The organism is Subtercola lobariae (assembly GCF_014640255.1).
Taxonomy (GTDB): Bacteria; Actinomycetota; Actinomycetes; order Actinomycetales; family Microbacteriaceae; genus Subtercola; species Subtercola lobariae.
The window spans coordinates 466,167-489,989 of sequence record NZ_BMGP01000003.1; the positions used below are offsets into that span (position 1 = coordinate 466,167).

Consider the following 23,823-nt stretch of genomic DNA (forward strand, 5'->3'; position numbering starts at 1 on the left):
CGCCAGGCGCCGGCGCGCCAGAATCAGGCGAACAGGGCCTTACCGAAGTAGTCGCCCGCGCCGCTCAGCCCGGGCGGCACCGCGAACACCCCAGAACCCACGTGCCGAATGTATTCGTTGAGGCGATCTGATGCCCCGAGACGCGACTGTATCGAGACGAACTGCGCCGGGTCTTTCTGGTACGACAAGAACATCAGCCCAGCATCCAGTCGCCCCACGCTGTCGATGCCGTCGGTGAAGTTGTAGCCGCGGCGCAGAATCTTCACTCCCCCGTTGTTCTCATGGGCGGCGAGCGCCACGTGAGCGTTCGCCGGAATCACGAGCGCACCGTCTGAGCCCTTCGCCGCGAAATCGGGGGTGTCGAACTCACCCGTGCCGGTGAGCGGGGCGCCCGCAGCTTTGGTGCGGCCGAAGACGGCATGCTGGTCGGCGATGTAGTCGGCGTCCCAGGTTTCGATGAGCATGTGAATCTTGCGGGCCACGAGATAGCTGCCGCCGACCATCCAACTCTGGTCGCTCTCATTGCCCACCCAGACGAACTGGTCGAGCTCGTCGTCGGTCTTGATGTTGCGCGTGCCGTCTTTGTAACCCATCAGGTTGCGCGGGGTGGTCTGGCCCTGGCCAGCGGATGCCCGCCCGAACCCCTGCACCGTGTACCGTGTCGTCGCGGTGGTTCTGGCCATGCGCGCCAGATTTCGAATCGCGTGGTAGGCCACCTGGGGATCTGCCGCGCAGGCCTGAATGCAGATGTCGCCGCCGGTGAATTCGGGCGTGAGCGCATCGCTGGCGAAGGCCGGCAGATCGCTGAAGATGGCCGGCTTGTACTTCGCCCAGCCGAACCGGCTGTCGAACATCGACGGCGCGAAGCCGAGCGTCAGCGTCAGCGCGTTCGGGCCCATGCCATAGGCCTCACCCGTGTCACCCGGAACGGCCTGGTCGCGGTCTGGCTCGACGGCACCCACGGGCACGCCCTTCGAGTATTGCGCCATGGCGGCAGACCACTTGGCCAGCATGACCTGCAGCTCAGAGGCCGAGGCCGTGGTCACGTCGAACACCATCAGCACGAGGTGGTCTTGCGGTGGGGTCTGGATGCCCGCCTGATGCACCCCGTAGAAATCGACCACCGAGTCGTTCGGTGACGCCGCGGCAACCTCGGCTGCCTCGGCCGACTGCTCGGCGACGCCGGTAGCGACGATGCCCACGGCGGCGCCGGCCGCGGCGCTGGCGAGCGCGCCGCCGAAGAGCGCGCGGCGCGAGATACCGGTGGGGGTGGCCGGCGCACCCTCGAGGGGCACGCCTCTCGAGGGGGTGGGCGGCGCACCTTCGAGGGGCACGCCGGCGTCGTTCTTACCGCGTTTGCGCACTTACGCCGTCGCCACCTTTTCGGAGATCTGCGAGAGCGGCGCCTGCAGAGCCTGAATGGCCTGCGTCAGCTTCGTGGCGTCAGAGGCCTTCAGGGCGTCGGTGTAGAGGGCGTAACCGCCGATGGCCGAAGGATCTTTGTAGGTGGCGAGCAGAGCATCCACTGACGTGAACTGGTCGGCGATCTGCTGCGTGAGAGTCGGGTCGATGGTGGTGAGGCCCGGCTTCAGGTACTCGAACGCCTGCTCAGAACCTTCGACGTTCGCCGCGAAGTCGAGCAAGTCGATGTGGCTGTAGGCCTCTTCTTCACCAGTGATCTTCGACGACTGAACCTCGTCGAGCAGACCGGATGCCCCGTTCGCGAGCTCTTCGGGCTTATAGGTCAGACCCGTGGTGAGCGTCTGCAACTGCGTGACGTCGGCGACGAGCTTGGTGCTCAGCGACTTCGTGTCGTCAGTGATGGCCTGGTTGGTAAAGAGGGCCTGTTCAATGGGATGAAAGCCCGTCCATTGAGTTCCGGGGTCGACATCGGCGATGCGTGCGTCGATCTCAGGGTCGAGATCGGCGAAGCTCTCGGCAACGGGCTCGATGCGCTCGTAGAACGGGCGCGCCTCGGCATATGCCGTCTGCGCCGCCGTCACATTGCCCGACTGAATGGCCGTGTCGAGTGCCTGGGTTGCGGTGACCAGCGCCTGCGCCTGGTCTTCGACGTACGATCCGTAGCCGGTGGTGCCCTCAGCGAGCAGGCTCTGGGTGTCGCTGGCGGTGGTTGCTGCGGCGCCCACCACGGTAAACGCGGTGTTTTCGGTGGTCGCACCGGGGCAGTTCAGGTTGTAGGTGCCGCCGGTGAGCGTGACGGTGAAGGAGGCGGGCTGAAGACCGGCCACGATGTTCTCGCGCTCACCGATGATGCGCTTGTCGCTGAGCAGTTCGACCTCGCTGAGGCCGGCTGCGTCGGTGTTCGTCACCTCGAAGGTCACAGGGCCTGCCGGGGCGCTCGAGTAGTCGAGCGCGCACTCCGAACCAGAGAGCGTGACCTTGACCTGAGCGGCGCCGTTCGACACGGGGGCGCTGCCGCCGGTCGGCGCTGCGGTCGAGCCCGGTGTGCTGGCGCTGCTGCAGCCCGTCAAGAGCAGGCTGCCCGCAATGAGGCCGCCCAGCACGGCGAAGCGCGCGCCGTTTCGGGCGCGAAAAGGGGTGGCGAATTTCGTCATCGGTGGTGCAACTCCTAGAAGCTGGTGCTGTGAGCAGGGGTCTTGTCGGAATGGAACAGTGAGTCGTCGGGCTCGCTCGCGCCGGAGGCAGAAACGTCAGCGTCGGCCCGGTCGCCCGTGCGCCGTGCCGACCGCAGCCCGCGCAGACCGAAGGCCGCGAGAATCAGCGCGGCGACGGCCAGCACAATCGGCAGATACACCTTGAAGAGTTGCGCCTCAGAGGCGGCTACCTGCGCGTCAGACAGCGCCGCGGCTGTTGCCGAGGCCTGCTGCGGCGAAACGCCCCAGGCGATAGCCGTCGGCGCCGTACCACTGCCCGAAATGGAAACCGTTCGAGCCGACGAGAGCCCGCCACCCGAAAGGGTGAGCGTTGTCACCGACGAACTCGAGGCATCGAGCAGCGTGTCGCCGACCACCCACGCCTGAACGGTCTGCGTGGCCTGCCAGGTGGCGTCGAACGGGCCGGGGTTGGTGACTCGACTGACTCCGACCGGGGTGCGGCCGCCGTTCAGCTGGGCCACAGCATCGAGCGTGAGGGTCGACGGCTGCCCGCTGATGGGGGTGTCGGTCGTGATGGAGAACGCCCGGGCATCCTCACCCAGGTGGTTCTGGATGCTCGCCGCCGACGAATCGAGCGCCGTCACCGTCGTAACACCGAGCACCGTCGCAGTCAGCGAGAGGTCTGGCCCCGAACCAGACGCGGTGACCTCGGCCGTGCCGACCTGTGCGCCGTCGGCGCCGGTGATGACGACCGCACCCACCGCTGCCTGCGGTGCGGCCGGAACCGCGATGAACAGCACAAGAGCTGCCGCAGCACACGCGGCGGCGATGCCGAATTGCACGCGGTACGCACGCTTGCCGGGGCGTTTCGAGTGCGGCCAGAGCACAAAGAGCAGCATGGGCACGAGGTAGAGCGCCCAGCCGAGCACCTCGATGACGCGGGGGTCAGCGGGAATGCCGAGCACTCCGGTGACGAGAGCGGCCTGCACCGAGCCGCCGGGGGCGAGCCACGACAGGTCTACGGTGGCGTTCTGGCCGACGGTGATCCAGCCTGCTTCATGCGCCGTACGCAGGGCGCTCATCACGAGCCCGGCCGCGACGAAGACGAGAAACACGCCGGTCACGGTGAAGAACTTGCCGAGGTTGAGCTTCACACCGCCGCGGTAGATTCCGTAACCGATGGCCACAGCGAGCAGCAGCCCGAGCACCGCGCCAGCACCGGCCGCGAAGGGGCTCACTGACGACTGGAAAGCGGCCAGCAGAAACACCGAGGTCTCGAATCCCTCACGCAGCACGGCGAGAAAAGCCATGCCCGCCAGGGCGAATACGGAGCCCTGCGCCAGCGCGCTGGTCGCCGTGGATTCGAGCTCGCTGCGCATATTGCGGGCGTGCTTGCTCATCCAGGTGATCATGAACGTCACCATGATCACGGCGACGACACCGATGATCGACTCCATGCCCTCTTGCTGCGCCTGCGGCAAGCCCACCGAGATGATCTCGAGGGTCACGCCCACGGCGATGCTCAGCACGATGGCGGCGACGACACCCACCCACATCGACCTCAGTGAATGCCCATTGCGTTTCAAGAATGCGGCGATGATGCCGACGATCAACGCCGCTTCGAGGCCCTCACGAAGACCGATGACGAAGGTGGCAAGCAAGTAGAGACTCCAGCAGTGGGGTGCGGGCGCAGAGGTGCGGGGTGCACAGGCGGGCAGAGACGGGCAGAGACGGTGAATTCGTGCGGAACGGGTGACGAGCTCTCGAGGCCTCGCTACGAAGGTAAGCCTACACTTACTAAGGGTCGCCTGTCTTAACTTTCTCGCCGAGCATTGGCTGAGCGTACGCACAGTCAGTGGCGCAGGCGAGAATGAAGGCGTGTACTTCGTTCTCTGCGCTTCGCCTGACAGTTCGTTCAGTCTGGCGACGCTGAACGACGACGGGTCGGATGCTCGGCCGGTCGACCGCGTCGCACAGGCAGACGTGGCCGCCGCCGTCGCAGCGGTCGAACGGCAACACGCTGGTGCGTCGGGGTCACTCCATGAAGGCAACGAAACCGGCTCCCCGGTCGAAACAACGGGCTCCGGCACCGAAGCACCGGCGGGCTCTGCCCCGCGTTGGGTGTGGGCCGACACGGCTTCGGTGTACGCCGAGCTACTAGCGGTGGGCGTACGCGTCGAGCGGTGTCATGACCTTCGGCTCAGCCACGCCATACTTCGGTCGTCGAGCCTGTCAGCCGAGACGGCGCTGGCCCGGGCATCCACTTCGCCGTGGGATGCGGCGTCGCCGCTGCAGCCCGCCACGCCTGCCGGGGCACGCGAGCAGGTCACGCTCTTCGACCTCTCGGCCGCAGGCGAGGGCCCGGGCGCGGCCGCTAGCGCGGCTTATGACTCGGCCCTGGGTGCGACTCTGCTTGAGGCCGAATCACATTCGCTCACGATGGCCGCCGCCCTCAGCGAATTTCGGCTGCAGCTAGACGCTCTTCGCGAGTCGACCGACCCGAATCGACTGAGGTTGCTGCTCGCCGCGGAGTCGGCGGGCGCGCTGATCGCGGCCGAGATGTCGCACGCCGGCTTGCCGTGGCGCGAAGATCTGCACGACGAACTGCTCACCTCGTTGCTCGGGCCGCGCACGGCTGCAGGCGTTCGCCCCGAGCGGCTCGAGCGGCTGGCCGAGCGAATTCGCACCGAGACCGGCATTGCCGACCTCAACCCCGATTCCCCCGCCGACGTGCTTCGGGCTCTGCGAAACGCGGGACTTTCGGTCGCTACAACGCGGTCGTGGGAATTACAGAAGCTCGTGCATCCGGCAATCGAACCGCTGCTCGAGTACAAGAAACTCTCGCGCCTCGCGAGCGCGAATGGATGGTCGTGGATGCAGCAGTGGGTCAGAAACGGCCGTTTCGTGCCCGACTACGTTCCGGGCGGAGTGGTTTCGGGCCGCTGGGCCACCCGAGGCGGCGGCGCCCTGCAGCTGCCGAAACAGATTCGGCGAGCGGTAACTGCCGACGACGGTTGGATGCTCGTGGTCGCCGACGCGGCGCAACTCGAGCCGCGCATTCTCGCTGGCATCGCAGGCGACACCGCCATGGCTGCCGCCGGTCGCGGCACCGACCTCTACGCCGGAATCGTTGCCAGCGGCGCCGTCGAAACCCGCGCTCAGGCGAAAGTCGCCATGCTCGGGGCGATGTACGGAGCCACGACCGGTGAAAGCGGGCGGCTCCTGCCCCGGCTCGCTCGCGCCTACCCCACGGCGCTCGCCTTCGTCGAGACGGCGGCGCGCGCGGGTGAGCGCGGCGAAGTGGTCACCTCGCGTCTCGGCCGCAGCGCTCCCCGGCCCGGCTCCGAGTGGTGGGAGTCGCAGGCCCGCGCCGCCGAGGGCGCCGCCAACGACGCCGAACTCACCCGCGCCCGCCGCGAATCCCGCGACTGGGGCCGCTTCACCCGCAACTTCGTCGTGCAGGCCAGCGCCGCCGACTGGGCCCTCTGCTGGATGGCCGACCTCCGCCGCCGCCTAGCCGCCTTCCCTCCCGCCACGCCGACCACGCCCGATGCCCCGCTCGCTGACACCGACACCGCACCAGCACCCGCACCCACCGACGCGTCGCCCGCAACACCCGCAAACACCCGAGCAGTTAGCACAACCGCCGCACCCTCCGCGCCGGCAAACGACCCCACCGTCACGCCCGCCATCCCCGGCCAGGCCGCGGCTCCCTTCAATCGCGAACCGCACCTCGTGTTCTTCTTGCACGACGAAGTCATCGTGCACACCCCCGTCGAGCACGTCGAGGCCGTCGCAGACGCCATTCGTGCCGCCGCGGCATCCGCTACCCGCCTGCTCTTCGGGGCCTTTCCCGTCGACGTTCCCCTCGACATCTCTATCGTCGCCTCGTACGCCGACGCCGCGTAGCCACTCAGCATCACGTGAGCCTGTTACGACCAATTGAGCCCGGTGTACCGGACTCGAAACGCCTCGGCGGGCTCAAAAGCAACGGGCGCGCACGCACAAGCGCCCCGGCCGATAAGGACGGGGCGCTTGTGGAGGTGCGGCGCGGAGCGCAGCGGGGGCGCGAAGCGCCTACGCGTTCGCGTTCTGCGACTTGACGCGCGAAGCGCTGCGCTGGCGGGCCTGCGCCGAGAGCTCCACCTTGCGAATGCGCACCCACTCGGGCGTCACCTCGACGCACTCGTCTTCGCGAGCGAATTCGAGCGACTCTTCGAGGGTCAGCTTGCGTGAGGGGGTCATGCGCTCGAACGTGTCAGATGTCGACTGGCGCATGTTGGTGAGCTGCTTCTCTTTGGTGATGTTCACGTCCATGTCGTCGGCGCGCGAGTTCTCACCGATGACCATGCCCTCGTAAACCTCCTGCGTCGGCTCGACGAAGAACGACATGCGCTCTTGCAGGTTCACGATGGCGAACGGAGTGACGACACCCGAGCGGTCGGCGACGATCGAGCCGTTGTTACGGGTCACGATGGGGCCGGCCCACGCGTCGTAGCCGTGCGAGATGGCGTTTGCGATGCCGGTGCCGCGCGTGGTGGTCAAGAACTCCGTACGGAACCCGATGAGCCCACGCGACGGAACGATGAACTCCATACGAACCCAGCCGGTGCCGTGGTTCTGCATGGTCTCCATGCGGCCCTTACGCGAGGCGAGCAACTGGGTGATGGCGCCCAAGAACTCTTCAGGGGCATCCACCGTCAAATGCTCGTACGGCTCGTGCGTCTTGCCGTTGACCTGCTTGGTGACCACCTGAGGCTTACCCACGGTGAGCTCGAAGCCCTCGCGGCGCATCTGCTCGACCAGAATGGCGAGAGCTAACTCGCCACGACCCTGCACCTCCCACACGTCGGGGCGGCCGATGTCGACGACCTTGAGCGAGACGTTACCGACCAGCTCGCGGTCGAGACGGTCTTTCACCATGCGGGCGGTGACCTTCGAACCCTTGGTGCGGCCGATCATCGGCGAGGTGTTCGTACCGATGGTCATCGAGATGGCGGGGTCGTCGACCGTGATGATCGGCAGCGGGCGCACATCTTCGGGATCGCTGATGGTGTCGCCGATGGTGATCTCGTCGATACCGGCGATGGCCACGATGTCACCGGGGCCGGCGGTCTCCGTCGGAAAGCGGGTGAGAGCCTTGGTGATCAGCAACTCGGTGAGCTTCACGTTCTGCACAGAACCGTCGTGACGCACCCAGGCGACCTGCTGGCCCTTCTTGATGTGACCGTTGAAGATGCGCAGCAGGGCGAGACGACCGAGAAACGGCGACGCGTCGAGGTTGGTGACGTGCGCCTGCAGAGGGTGCTCGTCGTCGTAGACGGGAGCCGGAACGTGCTTCAGAATCGCCTCGAACAGCGGCTCGAGGTCGTCGTTGTCGGGCAGCGTGCCGTTCTCGGGCTTGTTGTTCGATGCAGCGCCGGCGCGACCCGATGCGTAGACGATCGGTACGTCGAGCACCGCGTCGAGGTCGAGATCGGGGTGGTCGTCTGACATGTCTGACGCGAGGCCGAGCAACAGGTCTTGCGACTCAGCGATGACCTCGTCGATTCGGGCATCCGGCCGGTCGGTCTTGTTGACCAGCAGGATGACCGGAAGGTTCGCCTCGAGCGCCTTACGCAGCACGAAACGCGTCTGCGGCAGCGGGCCCTCAGACGCATCGACGAGCAGCACGACACCGTCGACCATGCTGAGGCCGCGCTCGACCTCACCACCGAAGTCGGCGTGGCCCGGGGTGTCGATCACGTTGATGACAATGGACTTGCCGTTGGCGTGCTTACCGCTGTAGAGCACCGAAGTGTTCTTAGCGAGAATCGTGATGCCCTTTTCGCGTTCAAGGTCATTCGAGTCCATCATGCGGTCTTCGCCCTCGAAATGGGCGTCGAACGAGTTGGTCTGCTTGAGCATTGCGTCGACAAGCGTGGTCTTGCCGTGGTCGACGTGGGCGACAATGGCTACGTTACGTAGGTCATCGCGGGTGGCTGACGCCATGGATGATCGTCCTCAAAGTAATGCGGACTCACATATTCTCTACGAGCCCGACGAAATAAACGACGTCGGGCTGTTGAGCAGCCCGACTGAACTGTGGGCAGCGACGCCCGCGGAGCGCTGCACACAGTGCGAGCGCCGAACTCGGTGCCGAGACACCGCGTTCATAACCGAGCACTGAATGCATGCGGGTTGTTGATGCGATTATACCCGCAGGGCAATACCTGCCCCGGGAATCGCATTCAGCAACTCTTTAGTATATTGCGTCTGCGGGTTGTCGAACACCTCGTCAGTTGTTGCGCGCTCGACGATCTTGCCACGCTGCATCACTGAGACATGGTCGGCGATCACGCGAACGACGGCCAAGTCGTGAGTGATGAAGAGGTACGTCAGGTCGAGCTCGGTCTGCAAATCAGAGAGCAACTGCAGAATCTGGGCCTGCACGAGCACATCGAGGGCCGAAACCGCCTCGTCGAGAATCACGATTTCGGGCTTCAACGCGAGCGCGCGAGCGATCGCCACGCGCTGCCGTTGGCCCCCTGAGAGTTCACCCGGGTAGCGGCTGGCCAGCGCCCGAGGCAACGAGACCTGGTCGAGCAACTCGTTCACGCGTTCGCGTTGTGACTTCTTGTCGCCGACCTTGTGCGTGTTGAGCGGCTCGGCAATGGTGTGGCCGATGTTGCGCAGCGGGTCGAGAGAACCGTACGGGTCTTGAAACACGGGCTGCATCTTGCGCCGCAGCGAGAGCAGAGCCTTTCCCTTCAGCGGCGCCGTGTTCGTGCCGTTGATGACGATCTCGCCGTGAGTCGCGTCTTCGAGGCGCAGCAGCATCTTCGCAACCGTCGACTTGCCCGAACCCGACTCCCCCACCAGCGCCATGGTCGTTCCGCGCTGAATGCTGAACGACACGTCGTCGACTGCGGTGAAGGCCTCTTTGTTGCCGCGGATCTTGTAGACCTTGGTGAGGTTCTGCACCACGATGGCGTCTTCGCGAGGCTTCGCTGCAGCAAGCAGATCTGCGCGCGCCTCTGCGGTCTCGATGAGGTCGAGCCCCTCGGTCACATCGCTCGCCTGGTAGTCGAGGTCGGTGAGCTTGCGCGACGACGACTGGATGCGACGCGAAGCCAAGCTGGGCGCCGCAGCTACCAGACGCTGCGTGTACGGGTGCAGCGGGTTCGCCAGAATCTCGCGCGAGGGGCCCGATTCCACAACCTGGCCCTTGTACATCACCACGAGATGCTCGGCACGCTCGGCCGCCAGACCCAGGTCGTGCGTGATGAAGAGCAGTGCCGTACCGATCTCGCGGGTGAGCTTCTCGAGGTTGTCGAGAATGGTGCGCTGCACGGTCACGTCGAGCGCCGAGGTCGGCTCGTCGGCGATCAGCAGCTTGGGCCGTGACGACAACCCGATGCCAATGAGCACACGCTGGCGCATACCGCCCGAGAACTGGTGCGGAAACTGCTTCAGACGCTTGTCTGCGTCGGCGAGCCCCGCCTCTTTGAGCACCTGTACGGCGTGCTTCTTGATGTCGGCCTTGCCTTTGGCGATGCCGTTGGCCTTGATGGCCTCTTGCACCTGAAAGCCGACACTCCACACCGGGTTGAGGTTCGACATCGGGTCTTGCGGCACGAACCCGATGAGCTTGCCGCGAATCTCTTGCATCTCTTTTTCAGAGATTTTGGTCAGGTCGCGACCGTCGAAGAGAATCTCGCCGCCGGTCACCTTTCCAGAGCCCGGCAGCAGGTTGATGATGGCGTGAGCCGTGGTCGACTTTCCTGACCCAGACTCCCCCACAATGGCGAGGGTCTCGCCGGCATGAAGCGTCAGGTTCGCCCCGCGAACGGCGGAAACGACACCGGTCTGCGTGTGAAAACCCACCTGCAGGTTGTTGATCTGCAGAAGGGGAACACGGTCATCCACTCGGCCGTCAGCCGACGGGCTTGGCAGTGTTGTACTCATCGAAGTGCTCTCGCTTTCGGGTCGAGCGCGTCTCGAATCACTTCGCCCATGAGAATGAAGGCGAATACGGTGAGCGAAAGTGCGAGCGACGGGTAGATCAGTGTCTGCGGGTTGGTACGCAGGTCTTTCTGAGCCTGGTTGATGTCGTTGCCCCACGACATGATGCTGCTGCCGAGGCCCACACCGAGAAACGACAGGGTCGCCTCGGCCACGATGGCGGCGGCGAGCGAGATCGTCGTGATGGCGATGACCGGGGCGATGGAGTTGGGCAGCACGTGGCGCAGCAGAATGCGAAGACTCGAAACTCCGAGCGCCTCAGACGCCATGACGAAGTCGGAGTTCTTCACCCGCAGAATCTCGGCTCTCAACACGCGGGCCGTCGCGGGCCACGCAAAGATGCCGATGGCGAGCGAAATCGTCCACACACTCCGGTAGTTGACGAGCACCGACATGATGACCACGGCGGCCAAGATGTACGAAATCGAAAAGAAGATGTCGCCGATGCGCGAAAGAAATGCGTCGACGACGCCCCCGTAGAACCCGGCAAAGGCACCGAAGACGATGCCGAGAACCGTGGTCAGAACAATGACGATGATGCCGACCGAAAGCGAGGTCGACGTACCGTTGATGATGCGCGAGTATACGTCGCAACCCTGCTTCGTGAAGCCGAGTGGATGCCCGGCCGTCGGCCCCCCGTTGCTGTTGATCAATTGGCAGTTGTTGTTCGGTAGCACGTTCGTGAACAGGCCGGGGAAGAGCGCGACAACGCACACCAGAATGATGAAGAAGCCCGAGATCCAGAAGATGGGGCGACGCCTCGCGTCTCGCCAGGCATCGATCCACAGGTTCGACGGCTTGTCGGCGACCTTGACGACGTCGATTGCCAGCAGGGGAGTTTCTTCGAGTGGAGCGACGAAATGGTTCGCCGATGGCGGAGTCGCCTCGAGAGGCGGTCGCTCAGTGAGGTCATTTGACATAGCGGATCCTTGGGTCTAGCAAGCCGTAAAGCAGGTCGACGATGAGGTTGACGACAAGGTACAGAAGCACCATCACCGTCACGAACGACACGACGGTGGGGCCTTCGCTTCGAATAATGGCCTGGTACAGCGTGTTACCCACACCGGGAACGTTGAAGATACCTTCCGTGACTGTCGCGCCCACCAGCAGAACACCGAAGTCGGTGGCCAAGTAGGTGACCACGGGAATCAGCGAGTTGCGCAGAATGTGCACGGGAACGATTCGGTTACGGCTGAGGCCCTTGCTGTAGGCGGTGCGCACGAAATCGAGGCTCGACGTTTCGATGACAGACGACCGTGTGAGCCTGACGATCTGGGCGAAGCTGATGCTCGCCAGCACCAGCGCTGGCAGTATCAGGTCGGCGACCGGTGCACCGGGGCCCACCGTCGTTCTGGCCCAGCCGAGCTGAACTCCGAACACGTACTGGCCAACGAAGGCGATCACGAAGATAGGCAGCGAGATCAGAATCAGGCTGATCACCAGCGAGCTCGCGTCGAAGAGCTTGCCCTTGCGCAGGCCCGAGATCAGACCGACGACGATGCCGAAGACCGTTTCGAAGAACAGCGCGATGACCGCGAGTTTCAGCGTGACGGGGAAGGTGCGCAGCAGAATGTCGCCCACCGGCACGCCCGAGTACGAAATACCGAAGTCACCGCGAAAGATGCCGCCGATGTAGATGAAGTACTGAACGATGAACGGCTGGTCGAGGTGATATTGCGCCCGAAGCTGGGCGACGAGCGCCGGATTCGGGGTCTTGTCGCCAAACATGGCGATGATGGGGTCTCCCGGCATAGCGAAGACCATGAAGTAGATGAGGAACGTTGTTCCGAAGAAGACAGGAATCGCCTGCAGAAGGCGCCTGAGAATATAACCGCCCATGGAGGGTCAGCCTCGCAACCTGGAGAAAATGCGCATACGGGTAAGTAGACCTTATTTAGGAGTCAAACCAAAAGGGGCGGCAGCATGATGCTGCCGCCCCCCAATGGTTAGCGGACGAAACTAGCTCTTCGTGATCGCGTAGTAGAGCGGCTCCGAGTTCCAGCCGAACGAGACGTTCGACACCGAGGTGCCGTAGCCACCGGTGATGTTGGAGTACCACAACGGAATAGCAGGCAGGTCTTTCAGAAGAATGTTCTGAGCGTCCTGGTAATCCTGGTTCGCTGCGTCGGTGCTGGTCTCAGCCGATGCCTTGGTGAAGAGGGCGTCAACTGCGGGGTTCGAGTACTGGCCGTCGTTGGAGCTTCCTGAGGTGCTGTACAGCGGCACGAGGAAGTCGGAGAGACCCGGGTAGTCGGCCTGCCATCCGGTGCGGAAGGCGGTGTTGATCGACTTGTCGGTGACCGAGGTGCGGAACGCGGCGAAGGTGGGCACGGGTGCGCCAGATGCGTCGATTCCAAGGGTGTTCTTGATGCTGTTGCTCACAGCGTCAACCCAGGCCTGGTGGTCACCGTCGGCGTTGTAGCCGATCTGGAAGGTACCGCTCCACGGCGAGATGGCGTCGGCCTCTGCCCACAGCTTCTTCGCGTCGTCGGGGTTGTACTTCAGCGAGCTCGCACCCGAGAGGCTGTCGGTCCAGCCATTGATGACCGGCGACGTGAAGTCGCTGGCAGGGGTGCGGGTGCCATTGAAGATGACCTTCGTGATGGTGTCGCGATCGATCGACTCCGATAGCGCCTGACGACGCAGCTGGCCTTCTTGACCGCTGAAGTGAGCGTCACGGCCCGGAATGGTGAACGACTGGAACACGGCGGTCGGTTCGTTCACCGCGCGGCTGCCGAGGTCGTTTTGGAACGTGGCCAGGTCGGCACTCGGAATCGAGTCGAGCACGTCGAGGTTGTTGCCCTGCAGGTCTGCGTACGCAGCGCCGAGGTCGGCGTAGAACTTGATGGTCAGGCCACCGTTCTGCACCTTGCGGCCGCCGGTGTAGCTGGTGTTCGGAACGAGGTCGATCTGAACGTTGTGCTGCCATGCGGTGGGCGAAGCCAGCTTGTACGGGCCGTTGCCGATGGGGTCGGTACCGTACGCGGTCATGTTTGCGTACGCGCTGTCAGGCAGCGGGTAGAACGCGTCGTAACCCAGCTCGAGCGGAAAGTCGGCCTGAGGTGCGCTGAGCTTGACCGTGAAGGTGGTGTCGTCGACCACCGTCAGACCCGTGAGGGGGCTGTCTGCCGTGGCACTGTAGCCCTCGATCGGAGCGAAGAACGACTGGTTGAGTTGAGCGTTGCTGAGCAGCGCACCGTACTGCCACGCCTTGACGAACGAGTTCGACGTGACGGGCGTACCGTCGCTGAAGGTCTGGTTCGCCTTGAGCTTGATCGTGAACGTCTGCGAGTCAGTCGTGGTGATCGAGTCGGCCGCGTCGTTGATCGGCTTGCCCGTTGCGTCGTAGTAAACGAGGCCGGCGAAGATGGAGTCGACGATACGGCCACCACCCGTCTCCTGCGTGTTGGTGGGGATGAGCGGGTTCTGGGGCTCTGAGCCATTGGCTGTGATGACGGCCGACAGATTGGCACTCGACGTAGGCGTGCTGCTGCTGCCGCCTGACGAGCATCCCGTGAGCACGAGCGCGCTGGCTGCAGCCAGAGCGACAACGCCCACTCCAATACGGTTCTTTTTCAAGGTTTTCCTCCTGTGCAAACTGGGCAAATCGATCTCACGGCTTGTGGCCGGTGAATTCGAATGAATGTGTCGCTCGCGGTGCGTGTGATTGCCTCGCAAATCGAGCACGCCGCGGTGAACGACGCGCTCGATGACTAACGAGTACCCTAAAAGGGGTATCGCCCAGAACCAAATGCGAGCCAAAAAAGTTACATATTAGAAACTAATATCACGGGATTGTTGTGCAGTTCGCACAATAATTGTGATTTCAGACCGAAAAACGCAAGAAAGCGGCGGAGCGAAAATGGACCCTTCGACACCCCGTACCGACCCGCCGCCGCCGATCTTCACAAAAGGCCGAATCGGCTTCGAAGTCATCGTCGTGCTGGCATTGTCGCTCGGTGCATCGGCGGTGTACTCCATCGTTCAGCTGATCGATCTACTCACTCGGCCCACCTCGTTGGGCTCGCAGACTGCAACGATCAACCAGACCCAGAGCGCTCGGGCCTGGCTTGATCTCACCTACCAGTTTCTCGGCATTGCGTTCGCCATTGCTCCGGTTCTACTGGTCTTCCACCTGCTGACCCTTTCGGGCGTCAACCCGTTCAAGAGACTCGGTTTCGACGCATCCCAGCCCCTTCGAGACCTGCGACGGGCAGGCTTACTGCTGGCGATCATCGCCATCCCCGGCTTGGCGTTCTATTTCGTCGGCCGCGCGCTCGGCATCACGGTCAACGTGGTTCCCGCACCACTAGACCCATCGTGGTACACCATTCCCATTCTGATTCTGTCGGCTCTGCGTGCGGCGATCACCGAAGAACTCATCGTGGTCGGTTACCTGTTCGAGCGCCTCGGCCGACTCGGTTGGAACACATGGGTCATCATCGGCTCGAGCGCTCTGCTGCGCGGTAGCTATCACCTCTACCAGGGCTTCGGGCCGTTCATCGGCAATTTCGTGATGGGTGTGGTCTTCGGTTGGTTCTACACCCGCTGGGGCCGAACCGTGCCGCTGGTCATCACGCACTGGATTCTCGACATCGCCTCGTTCGTGGGCTACGCCTGGGCAGTCGCCACGTTTCCTCAGCTGTTCAAATAGGGCTAGTGCCTAGTGCCTGCTGCGGCCTCGGCCAGAGCCGCCAGTGCTGCCACCGCTCCCGCCGCCGCCCGCGCCCCGTGAGCCACGCGCGCCACGGATGATCAACCCCACCACTCCGAGAAGCACGATCACACCCGCTCCGCCCACCAGCAGGGTCGCCGTGGCAGGGCTGAGCCCTTCAGCTGCTGACGCGGTGGCCGAGGGCGCAGCGGAGCCCGGTTCGGCGCTGAACACCGGCACGGGCGGAGCCGAGGTCTGCGGGCTCGACACGGTCACCATGACGAGCGCGGTAGCCACCTCGTTCGGGCGAGATGAGGCGAACGAGCACACCACTCCGCTCTGGCCGAGCGGAAAGACCGCCCCCGAGTCGACCGGCTCGCCGGCAATGCTGCAGCCCGTCATCGTCAAGCCTTTCGGCGGCGTCGCTGTGAAGTTCACCGGCGCGCCATCGGCGGTGGCCGCCGACACCTCGAGAGTCGCCGGCAGAATGCCGGCTCCGGTGAAATCGGCGCCCACCACGCGAGCCCCGGTGAAGTCGGCGCCCGTGAGGGTCGCGTTCGCGAACGTCGAGGCTTGAACATCGGCCGCACTCAGATCGGCGTTCGTGAGATTCGCTCCGTCGAAATCAGACTGGGCGAGGTGCACGCCGCTGAGGTCGACGTTCGCGCACTGGCTGCCGCCGGCCACCGGCCCGTCGGCGCTGTGGTTGATTACGCATCCACCGCTCGAATAGACCGGTGTGACCGCGAGCACGCTCGCGTCAGCCGATGACGCGAGCGCCACGGGTAACAGTGCCCCCAAGCCGATGGCGAGCGTGAGTGCTGATTTCGTGAGTGTTGCCCTGACAATATCCATCGGCTACTCGAACGCCTCGGGTGGTGGGCAGGCGCAGAACAGATTGCGGTCGCCATAAGCCTGGTCGATGCGGCGCACCGGGGGCCAATACTTCTGCGCGACGAGGGATGCCACGGGAAAGACGGCACGCTCGCGGTCGTAGGCGTGCATCCACTCGCCCACAGCGATCGACTGCGCAGTGTGCGGAGCGTGCACGAGCGGGTTGTCGTCGGCGGGCCAGACACCGCGTGCCACGGCGTCTGCTTCGGCTTTGATGGCGATCATCGCGTCGATGAACCGGTCGATCTCGGCGAGGTCTTCGCTCTCGGTGGGCTCGACCATCAGCGTGCCGGCTACCGGAAAGCTCATGGTGGGCGAATGGAAGCCGTAGTCGATGAGCCGCTTCGCCACGTCGTCGACCGTGATTCCGGTGGCCTCGCGCAGCGGTCGGAGGTCGAGAATGCACTCATGTGCCACAAGACCATTATCGCCCGAGTACAGCACCGGAAAGTGGTCACGCAACCGAGCTGCGACATAGTTCGCCGCGAGCACCGCCGCTTCGGTTGCAGCCGCGAGGCCCTGAGAGCCCATCATGCGCACGTAGGCCCAGCTGATGGGCAGAATGCTCGAGCTGCCGTAGGGGGCCGCTGAGACCGCTCCCCCGCCGTGCACGACCGAGCCGCCGCCTGCTGCAGGATGCTCGGATTTCTGAGCGAACTCGTGACCGGGCAAGAAGGGTGCCAGATGCGATTTCGCTGCCACCGGCCCCACACCGGGGCCGCCACCACCGTGCGGAATGCAGAACGTCTTGTGCAGGTTCAGGTGCGAAACGTCGCCACCGAACTCGCCGAAGCGGGCGAAACCCAGCACCGCGTTGAGGTTAGCGCCGTCGACGTAAACCTGCCCGCCCGCTTCATGCACCAAACGGCATATATCCACAATGTCGTGCTCGTACACACCGTGGGTCGACGGGTAGGTGATCATCAGCGCGGCGAGTTCGTCAGCGTGCTCGCCGATCTTCGTTCGCAGATCGGCGACGTCGACATTGCCCAGGTCGTCGCAGGCCACCACGACGACGCGCATGCCGGCGAGCACCGCAGAAGCAGCGTTCGTTCCGTGAGCGCTCGACGGAATGAGGCACACCGTGCGCCCATCGTCGCCGCGGGAGTGGTGGTAGCCGCGAATCGCCAGCAGACCGGCGAGCTCACCCTGGCTGCCGGCGTTCGGCTGCAGTGAAACCGTGTCGTACCCGGTCACCTCGGTGAGCCACGACTCGAGCTGGTCGATCAGGGTGAGATACCCTTCGACGTCTGCTCGGGGAGCGAAGGGGTGCAGCCCGGCGAACTCGGGCCAGCTCACCGCCTCCATCTCGGTGGCGGCGTTCAGCTTCATGGTGCAGGAACCGAGCGGAATCATGCCGCGATCGAGCGCGTAGTCGTAGTCGGCGAGACGCTTGAGGTAGCGCATCATGCTCGTCTCCGAGCGGTGCGTGTTGAAGACAGGGTGGGTGAGAAACTCGCTGGTGCGCAGCAGCTCGGCGGGGAGGCTCGGTTGCGAATCGGCGGGAGTGCCTTCGACGCTGTTGACGCTGCCGACGCTTCCTGCGACCGCAGCCACGACCTGTGCGATGTCGTCGTCGGTGCTGGTCTCGTCGACCGAGATGCTGAGCGTGTCGTCGTCGACGACGTTGAGCAGGTAGCCACGGTCGTAGGCGCGCTCTGCTGCCGCTCGCGCGCCCCCGGGAACGTCGAGCGTGAGGGTGTCGAAGAACTCATCGTGGCGGCTGACCACGCCTGCCGTGCGCAGCAGCACGGCGAGAGACGTGGCTCGTCCCGCCACCTCGCGGGCGATGTCGCGAAGACCCTTCGGCCCGTGGTAGACGGCGTACATGCCGGCCATCACCGCCAGCAGCACCTGCGCAGTACAGATGTTCGAGGTGGCCTTCTCGCGGCGGATGTGCTGTTCGCGAGCCTGCAGACTGAGGCGGTAGGCGCGGTTGCCGACAGCATCCACGCTGACCCCGACCAGACGCCCGGGCAGCTGGCGCTCGAGGCCCTTGCGCACCGCCATGTAGCCGGCGTGCGGGCCGCCGAAGCCCATCGGAACACCGAAACGCTGGCTCGTGCCCACGGCGACATCGGCGCCGAGGTCGCCGGGCGACGTGATGAGAGTGAGGGCCAACAGGTCGGCCGCCACGACGGCGAGCGCGCCGGTGGTGTGGGCCTGCTCGATCACTGCCGAGGGGTTCCAGACGAACCCAGAAGCGCCGGGGTATTGCACGAAGACGCCGAACGCGTCAGGCAGCTCGGCGGGCGAAAGCGTCGCGAGGTTCAGCTCGACGAGGTTGATGCCCACCGCCGACGCCCGTGACACCAGCAGCGCCTTGGTCTGCGGCAGGGCATCCGAATCGACCACGAACACGGTCGATTTCGACTTACTGGCCCGGCGCGCGAGAAGCATGCCTTCGACGACCGCTGTGCCCTCGTCGAGCATCGACGCGTTCGACGTGGTGAGGCCGGTGAGCTCGGCAACCATGGTCTGAAAGTTGATCAGCGCCTCGAGACGCCCCTGCGAGATCTCGGGCTGGTAGGGCGTGTACGCGGTGTACCAGCTCGGGTTCTCGAACACGTTGCGCTTGATGACGGCGGGCGTGATGGTGTCGTAGTAGCCGAGCCCGATCATCGAGCGTTTCACCGAGTTACGGTCGGCGAGGCTGCGCAGTTCGGCCGACACTTCGCGTTCGCTGGCGGGCTGCGGGATGACCGATAGCTCGCCCCGGCTCTGAGTGTGAATCGAGGGCGGTACAGCCGCCTCCACGAGCTCGGTGACAGTGTCGTAGCCGAGCACCTTCAGCATGGCGGCTTGCGCCAGGCGGTCTGTTCCGATGTGGCGGTCGACGAAAGGGGCGCTCATCTAGTCAGGCTCCCGCTCGGTCGGTCTCGTCGTCGGTGAGTGCGTCGTCGCCCAGCAGCGCCTGATATTCGGCGAAGGTGAGCAGCTCGGGCAGCTCGGTGAACTCCACCTTGATGAGCCAGCCTTCGCCGAACGGGTCGCTGTTCACCAGCTCGGGCGAGTCTTCGACCGACTGGTTCTTCGCCAGAACAATGCCGTTGAGGGGCGCGAAGAGTTCGCCGACCGATTTGGTCGACTCGATTTCGCCGACGACCGAGCCGTTGGCGATTTCTGCGCCCACCTCAGGCAGGTCGACGAACACGACGTCGCCGAGTCGACCGGCGGCATACGAGGTGATGCCGATGGTCGCGGTGGCCGGGGAGCCTTCTGAAACGGGCTCGAGACGAATCCACTCGTGTTCGGCAGTGAATGTAAGGGCGGAGTAGTCAGTCACGGTCAGGCTCTCTTTCTGCTGTAGAACGGCAACGGGGTGACACGAAAAGGCAGGCGTTTGCCACGAACGTCTACCGAGACGGCGGTGCCTTCGGCGGCGAAGGCGGGGTCGAGGTAGGCCATGGCGATGGGCACGCCGAGGGTGGGCGAGAGAACGCCGCTGGTGATCTCGCCGATGGGTGCGGGGGCGGGGTCGTCGTGGGTGTCGCCAGCGGCGTTGTCGAGGGTGCCGCCAGGGGTGTCATCGGCATAGAGCGGGTAGCCGGCGCGCGCGGCACGCTTGCCGTCGCCGACGAGACCAACGAGCACGCGAGACGGCGTCGACGGGCTGTGTGTCTCGCCTTCGTCGACGAAAGCTGAGGGCGCACCACCGGTCTCGGCTCCGAGAGCGGTCGGTGCACTGGCAGCGTTCTCGAGCGCGGCGCGACCCACGAAGTCTCCCTTGCTGAGGTTGGGCACCCGGCCGAGCCCTGCCTGGGCGGGCAGCGTGTCGAGGCTCAGCTCGTGACCGTAAAGGGGCATTCCCGCCTCGAGGCGCAGCGTGTCACGCGACGCGAGCCCCGCCGGAATCAGGCCGTACGGCTCGCCGGCAGTCACAAGGTCACGCCACAGTTCGGCAGCCAGACGAACGGGAACGTACAGCTCGAAGCCGTCTTCACCGGTGTAACCGGTTCGAGCGACGAGGATCGGTTCACCTGAGTAGGCGGCGGTAAGCGACCAGTAATACTTCAGCGATTCGAGGGAACGGGCATCCGGAGCCGACCGCGGGGTGTCGACCTGCACAGTGTCGACCTGCGCAGTGTCGGTTTGCACAGTGCCGACCTGCAGAGTGTCGGTATGCACAGTGTCGGTATGCACAGTGCCGGGCTTTACGACATCGAACGCCAGTGCCGTGGTCGCAGCCACGATCTCGCGCGAGCGGGGGCCCTGAACCGCAATGAGCGCCAGGTCGTCACTGATGTCGACCACCTCGACATCGAATGGGGCGCTGCGCTCGAGAAGCGTCTCGAACGCCACCTCATGGTTGCCGGCGTTGGCGACCACCATGAACTCAGATTCGCCGGTGCGGTAGACCACCACGTCGTCGATAATTCCGCCAGATGGCGCCAGCAGCAGGCTGTATTTCGCCTGGCCGAGAGCGATCGCCGAGAGCTTGCCCGCCAGGGCGTAGTCGAGAAACGCTGCGGCATCAGGCCCGTGGATGCTCAGCTCGGCCATATGCGACAGATCGAAGATCGCCGCTGCGGTACGAACCGCGTGGTGCTCAGCCAGGTCGCCCGAGTAACGCACCGGCATCTGCCAGCCCGCGAAGTCGGTGAAGCTCGCATTCGCTGCGACATGCACGGCATGCAGCGGCGAGAACACCGGAGCGGGTGGGGGTGGGTCGGCGGTCATGAGTTCTCCTGATCATTACCGGCCCGCGTGTTGGCAGGTCGGTCAAGGTCATCGAGGTTCGGCAGAACCTCAGCGAACTCCCCCTCTGTCATCGTTGCCTGAGAGTTTCACCGCCGCGGCGCCGAACTGCGCAACAGAAGCTTTCACCGTGGGCGAGCCGCCCATTTTCGGGCGTCTGCTTTTCAGAGTGGCCAGTTCAGCGCGGTACACGAACCTGAGAGATTATCGGAGAGAATTGCTCCTTCGGTGCCCGTTTCGAATAAGCGCACTGCGCTGCTTCGAAAGTGCTGGGCTCTCCCGCGCCGACCTTTCGGCCAACAGTATTCAGTTGTGCGTACCTACGTGCGGGTACGTGGCTAGCCTACCGGCCCGTGCGCGAGCGGCGAAACACCGTCACGACCACGACTGCTAATGCTGCGAGCGCACCGACGCCCGCGACGATGGCGATAGGCAACGCCAGCCCCTGGTCTTCGTTCGAGTCGGCGGGCACCGCAGAAAGAATGGTCATGGTCGGCTCGGGCGGCGTTGTGCTCGCTTCTGAAGAGCCTGCTTGACCCGTTTGGCCCACCTGACCCGACTCGCCGAGCTGAGTAGCCGAGCCAGACTCGCCCGTCTGGTTCGTCTGCCCTGCGGTCGCTTCGCCGGGCGAACCGGTCGCTGTGCCCGCGCCGCCAGACGCTGCTGCGCCAGACCACACCGCCCCGCACGCAGGCGCTCCGTCATATGCAGGCGCAGCGACCGTGACGGCGGTGGGCTGCCAGGTGAACGAGTACGTGCCAGAAATCGGATGCCCGTCGTCAGACACCACTCGCCACGTCACGTCGTACTCGCCGGCCTCGCCGAGCGCCACGCTCGTGGTGGCGCCACTGCCGTCGACGGTGACACAACCAGATTCGTGGTGGCCACCGTCGGCATCGGTCACCTGAATGGCGAACCCCGCGGGGCTCGAGGCCGACGTGCTGGGCGAGCCTGCCGTGCCGGCCGTGGCCGAACCGGCACCGAGGGCCATCAGGGCGTCGCTGAACGAAACGGTCACCGTGTCGATGGGCTTCGTCACGACTTCGCCGTTGTACGGGCTCGACGAAACCACCGTGTCGTGCGCGAGCGCCGGGGCAGCGGCGACGGCTGCACCGACACCGGCCAGAACGAGCCCCGCCAGAAGCCCGAACCCGACGAGTCGCGGGGCATCGTGGGGGGAGATTCGCACAGATCAACGATAACCGGAGGCACCCGCATTCGCCGGGCCGAGCGGCCGGATGCTCAGCGGACTAGCGGGTTTGACCCAGCGTAAAGTCATGGCCCTCAGGCTAGTGCACCGACCGGCCGATTCAGGGCCCGATTGAGTCGCAACGCAGAGCCTCGACAGGCAGGTCGCGGGCGATTTCTGTAAGGTGTCGACATGACTGCTGTCAGCTGCCTGGTGATCGGATGCTCGGCGGAGCCCGACGACGAGGTCATCGTTGAGGCAAACGGCCTCACCCTCGTCTATTCCGTGTGCGGGGCTCACGCCACAGAGATGCGCTGGGGCGCCACATTCTCAGAGCAACGCGACGATCAGCACGGCCTGCTCGGCTTGAAACTCCCCCGAAAACGCTGATCGGGCGACGCTACGGTGTGGGCTCGGCGACGCCAGCAGGCCGGGGAAAGCCGCAGAACAGTGAGTCAGGGTCGAACTGCCGGATCAGTCGCAGAACCCGCTCCCCATCGTCGCCCGCGAACGACCGGCTGACGCGCGAGGCATCATGGCGCAGATCGGCTTCGCTCATAAAGTGCCCACTACTGACTGGTTCGAGCACCGCTCGCAGTTCGTTCAGCCACGCGAGATTGGCCGCGTCGTCTGACTCGTCGGCCCAGATCACGTAGGGCACGACGAGGGTCTTGTCGTGCATCCCGTAGGCCGCGACACCTTTCGGCACCAGGTTGGCGCCATCGCCGTTCTTTGGCATGCCCGACAGAATGTAGGAGACGCCCGAGGGAGCCCGTGTGATGAGCTCTGCGAGCGGTTCGAGGGCGGCGCCGAGGTCGAGCGGGCTCCAGAAGGTGTCGGCGAGATACCGGTAGCCTTCGGGGTAGGTCGCATCGACGGCTTCGTGCACGGTGTCGAACGCCACGGGTACGGCGTCGAGATACTCGAGCGGGGAAACGCCGGGCCCTCGATCGGTGGCGAACGCGTGCAGCGCCTCGGCCGCTTCGGCCTCGTCAGCCGTGAAGGCCGTGGCAACCACTCCCACGATGAACGGCTCAGAATCGGCTGAGGCGCCGGGCCTCTGGGGGCCCGCCACAACGAGCGAGACTTCGACGTTGCTCGGCAGCGCGGCCGAAACGCGGGTGACCCATGAGGTGACGGCCGCGAGATCGGCGAGGGCGAACATCCAACTCGAGAGGCGAATCGCGGCCGGCAACGGCTGAAGGTCGAGCTCGAATTCGGTGACGATACCGGGAAAGCCCGGGCCCGAGCCGCGTGCGAGCCAGAACAGCTCGGGGTTCGACGTTTCAGACGCCACGACCACCTCGCCCGATGAGAGCACCACGCGCATGCTGCGAATGGAGAAGCACGAGGGCAGCCAATGCCCCCAGTTCACGCCGAGACCGCCGCCGAGCAGAAAGCCGCCGAGCGCTGGGTTGCCGCAGTGCCCCACCGGAAAGGCGAGGCCATGCGCCACCAGCTCTTTCGACAGCCGCTGGCCTCTGACGGCCGGGCCGACGCGCGCCGTTCGGGCTTCGACGTCGACGTCGATTGCGTCGAAGGCGGCGAGGTCGACGAGAATGCTGCCCTCGCGCACAGAGGAGGCGACCCAGCTGTGGCCGCCTGACCTGATGGCGACCTTCGTTGCCGTTCGCGCTGCGTCGCGCACGATCGCTACGACGTCGGCTTCGGTGCGAGGCACGACCACCGCGTCTGGCTCGCCGTCGACCCGGAGAGAGTTAAAGAGGCCGCCAGAGACCGCCTCCACAAAACCCGCGTCGCCGGGCGTCAGGCGCGAATACGAACCGGTCGGCGCAGTCTCAGGCATG

The 23,823-nt window shown here is 64.9% G+C and carries 17 protein-coding genes and 1 riboswitch; of the genes, 3 read left to right on the forward strand and 14 right to left on the reverse strand.

Annotated elements, in window-relative coordinates; all coding sequences use genetic code 11:
- Positions 1 to 23: 23 nt before the first annotated feature.
- The 3 genes from efeB to efeU are packed head-to-tail and all read right to left on the reverse strand — an operon-like array spanning position 24 to position 4,237.
- On the reverse strand, positions 24 to 1,364 hold the full coding sequence (gene efeB / locus IEX24_RS10155) for an iron uptake transporter deferrochelatase/peroxidase subunit (RefSeq protein ID WP_229715223.1): 1,341 nt from the start codon (positions 1,362 to 1,364) through the stop codon (positions 24 to 26).
- Positions 1,365 to 2,576, reverse strand: coding sequence for an iron uptake system protein EfeO (gene efeO, locus IEX24_RS10160; RefSeq protein ID WP_188677676.1), 1,212 nt, complete (start codon positions 2,574 to 2,576; stop codon positions 1,365 to 1,367). It abuts the gene before it with no gap.
- A 14-nt stretch (positions 2,577 to 2,590) separates the two neighbouring features.
- Complete coding sequence (efeU, locus tag IEX24_RS10165; RefSeq protein WP_188677679.1) at positions 2,591 to 4,237, reverse strand: iron uptake transporter permease EfeU; 1,647 nt, start codon at positions 4,235 to 4,237, stop codon at positions 2,591 to 2,593.
- A 217-nt stretch (positions 4,238 to 4,454) separates the two neighbouring features.
- On the opposite strand from efeU, the gene IEX24_RS10170 reads away from it, so the two are divergent.
- Positions 4,455 to 6,485 (forward strand): bifunctional 3'-5' exonuclease/DNA polymerase, encoded by a 2,031-nt coding sequence (locus IEX24_RS10170; RefSeq protein WP_188677682.1) that lies wholly within the window; start codon positions 4,455 to 4,457, stop codon positions 6,483 to 6,485.
- A 168-nt stretch (positions 6,486 to 6,653) separates the two neighbouring features.
- Here IEX24_RS10170 and typA read toward each other — a convergent pair whose 3' ends face one another.
- From typA to IEX24_RS10195, 5 genes are all read right to left on the reverse strand, one after another.
- Positions 6,654 to 8,567 carry a translational GTPase TypA gene (typA, locus tag IEX24_RS10175; protein WP_188677685.1) on the reverse strand — a complete coding sequence of 638 codons (1,914 nt, stop codon included), beginning with the start codon at positions 8,565 to 8,567 and terminating at the stop codon, positions 6,654 to 6,656.
- Positions 8,568 to 8,768: 201 nt separating this feature from the next.
- Complete coding sequence (locus tag IEX24_RS10180) at positions 8,769 to 10,523, reverse strand: dipeptide ABC transporter ATP-binding protein (protein WP_188677687.1); 1,755 nt, start codon at positions 10,521 to 10,523, stop codon at positions 8,769 to 8,771.
- Complete coding sequence (locus IEX24_RS10185) at positions 10,520 to 11,500, reverse strand: ABC transporter permease (RefSeq protein WP_188677691.1); 981 nt, start codon at positions 11,498 to 11,500, stop codon at positions 10,520 to 10,522. The genes IEX24_RS10180 and IEX24_RS10185 overlap by 4 nt, the downstream gene beginning before the upstream one ends.
- Positions 11,490 to 12,419: an ABC transporter permease gene (locus tag IEX24_RS10190; RefSeq protein WP_188677694.1), complete on the reverse strand. Its 930-nt coding sequence runs from the start codon at positions 12,417 to 12,419 to the stop codon at positions 11,490 to 11,492. Before IEX24_RS10190 ends, IEX24_RS10185 begins: the two co-directional genes overlap by 11 nt.
- Before the next feature lie 120 nt (positions 12,420 to 12,539).
- Entirely contained in the window at positions 12,540 to 14,159 is a 1,620-nt protein-coding gene (locus IEX24_RS10195) for a peptide ABC transporter substrate-binding protein (protein ID WP_188677696.1), read from the reverse strand.
- A gap of 283 nt (positions 14,160 to 14,442) precedes the next feature.
- Between IEX24_RS10195 and IEX24_RS10200 the strand changes: the two genes are divergently transcribed.
- Positions 14,443 to 15,234 (forward strand): CPBP family intramembrane glutamic endopeptidase, encoded by a 792-nt coding sequence (locus IEX24_RS10200; RefSeq protein ID WP_188677698.1) that lies wholly within the window; start codon positions 14,443 to 14,445, stop codon positions 15,232 to 15,234.
- A gap of 9 nt (positions 15,235 to 15,243) precedes the next feature.
- Here IEX24_RS10200 and IEX24_RS10205 read toward each other — a convergent pair whose 3' ends face one another.
- The 5 genes from IEX24_RS10205 to IEX24_RS10225 all read right to left on the reverse strand — a co-directional run bounded on the left by IEX24_RS10205 (position 15,244) and on the right by IEX24_RS10225 (position 22,015).
- A complete protein-coding gene (locus tag IEX24_RS10205) occupies positions 15,244 to 16,089 on the reverse strand; it encodes a pentapeptide repeat-containing protein (RefSeq protein WP_188677700.1) in 846 nt (281 codons plus the stop codon).
- A 3-nt stretch (positions 16,090 to 16,092) separates the two neighbouring features.
- Complete coding sequence (gene gcvP / locus IEX24_RS10210; RefSeq protein WP_188677702.1) at positions 16,093 to 18,981, reverse strand: aminomethyl-transferring glycine dehydrogenase; 2,889 nt, start codon at positions 18,979 to 18,981, stop codon at positions 16,093 to 16,095.
- 4 nt (positions 18,982 to 18,985) lie between these two features.
- Positions 18,986 to 19,414, reverse strand: a complete 429-nt coding sequence (gene gcvH, locus IEX24_RS10215) for a glycine cleavage system protein GcvH (RefSeq protein ID WP_188677704.1) — start codon at positions 19,412 to 19,414, stop codon at positions 18,986 to 18,988.
- Between the two features lie 2 nt (positions 19,415 to 19,416).
- Positions 19,417 to 20,808, reverse strand: a complete 1,392-nt coding sequence (locus IEX24_RS10220) for a glycine cleavage system aminomethyltransferase GcvT (RefSeq protein WP_188677705.1) — start codon at positions 20,806 to 20,808, stop codon at positions 19,417 to 19,419.
- 192 nt (positions 20,809 to 21,000) lie between these two features.
- Positions 21,001 to 21,118, reverse strand: a riboswitch (glycine riboswitch).
- A gap of 51 nt (positions 21,119 to 21,169) precedes the next feature.
- Positions 21,170 to 22,015, reverse strand: coding sequence for a copper resistance CopC family protein (locus IEX24_RS10225; RefSeq protein ID WP_188677708.1), 846 nt, complete (start codon positions 22,013 to 22,015; stop codon positions 21,170 to 21,172).
- Positions 22,016 to 22,207: 192 nt separating this feature from the next.
- Here IEX24_RS10225 and IEX24_RS10230 point away from each other — a divergent pair, with 192 nt between their 5' ends.
- On the forward strand, positions 22,208 to 22,405 hold the full coding sequence (locus IEX24_RS10230; protein WP_188677711.1) for a hypothetical protein: 198 nt from the start codon (positions 22,208 to 22,210) through the stop codon (positions 22,403 to 22,405).
- A gap of 10 nt (positions 22,406 to 22,415) precedes the next feature.
- Here IEX24_RS10230 and IEX24_RS10235 read toward each other — a convergent pair whose 3' ends face one another.
- Positions 22,416 to 23,822, reverse strand: a complete 1,407-nt coding sequence (locus tag IEX24_RS10235) for an FAD-binding oxidoreductase (protein ID WP_188677714.1) — start codon at positions 23,820 to 23,822, stop codon at positions 22,416 to 22,418.
- Position 23,823: the final 1 nt, after the last annotated feature.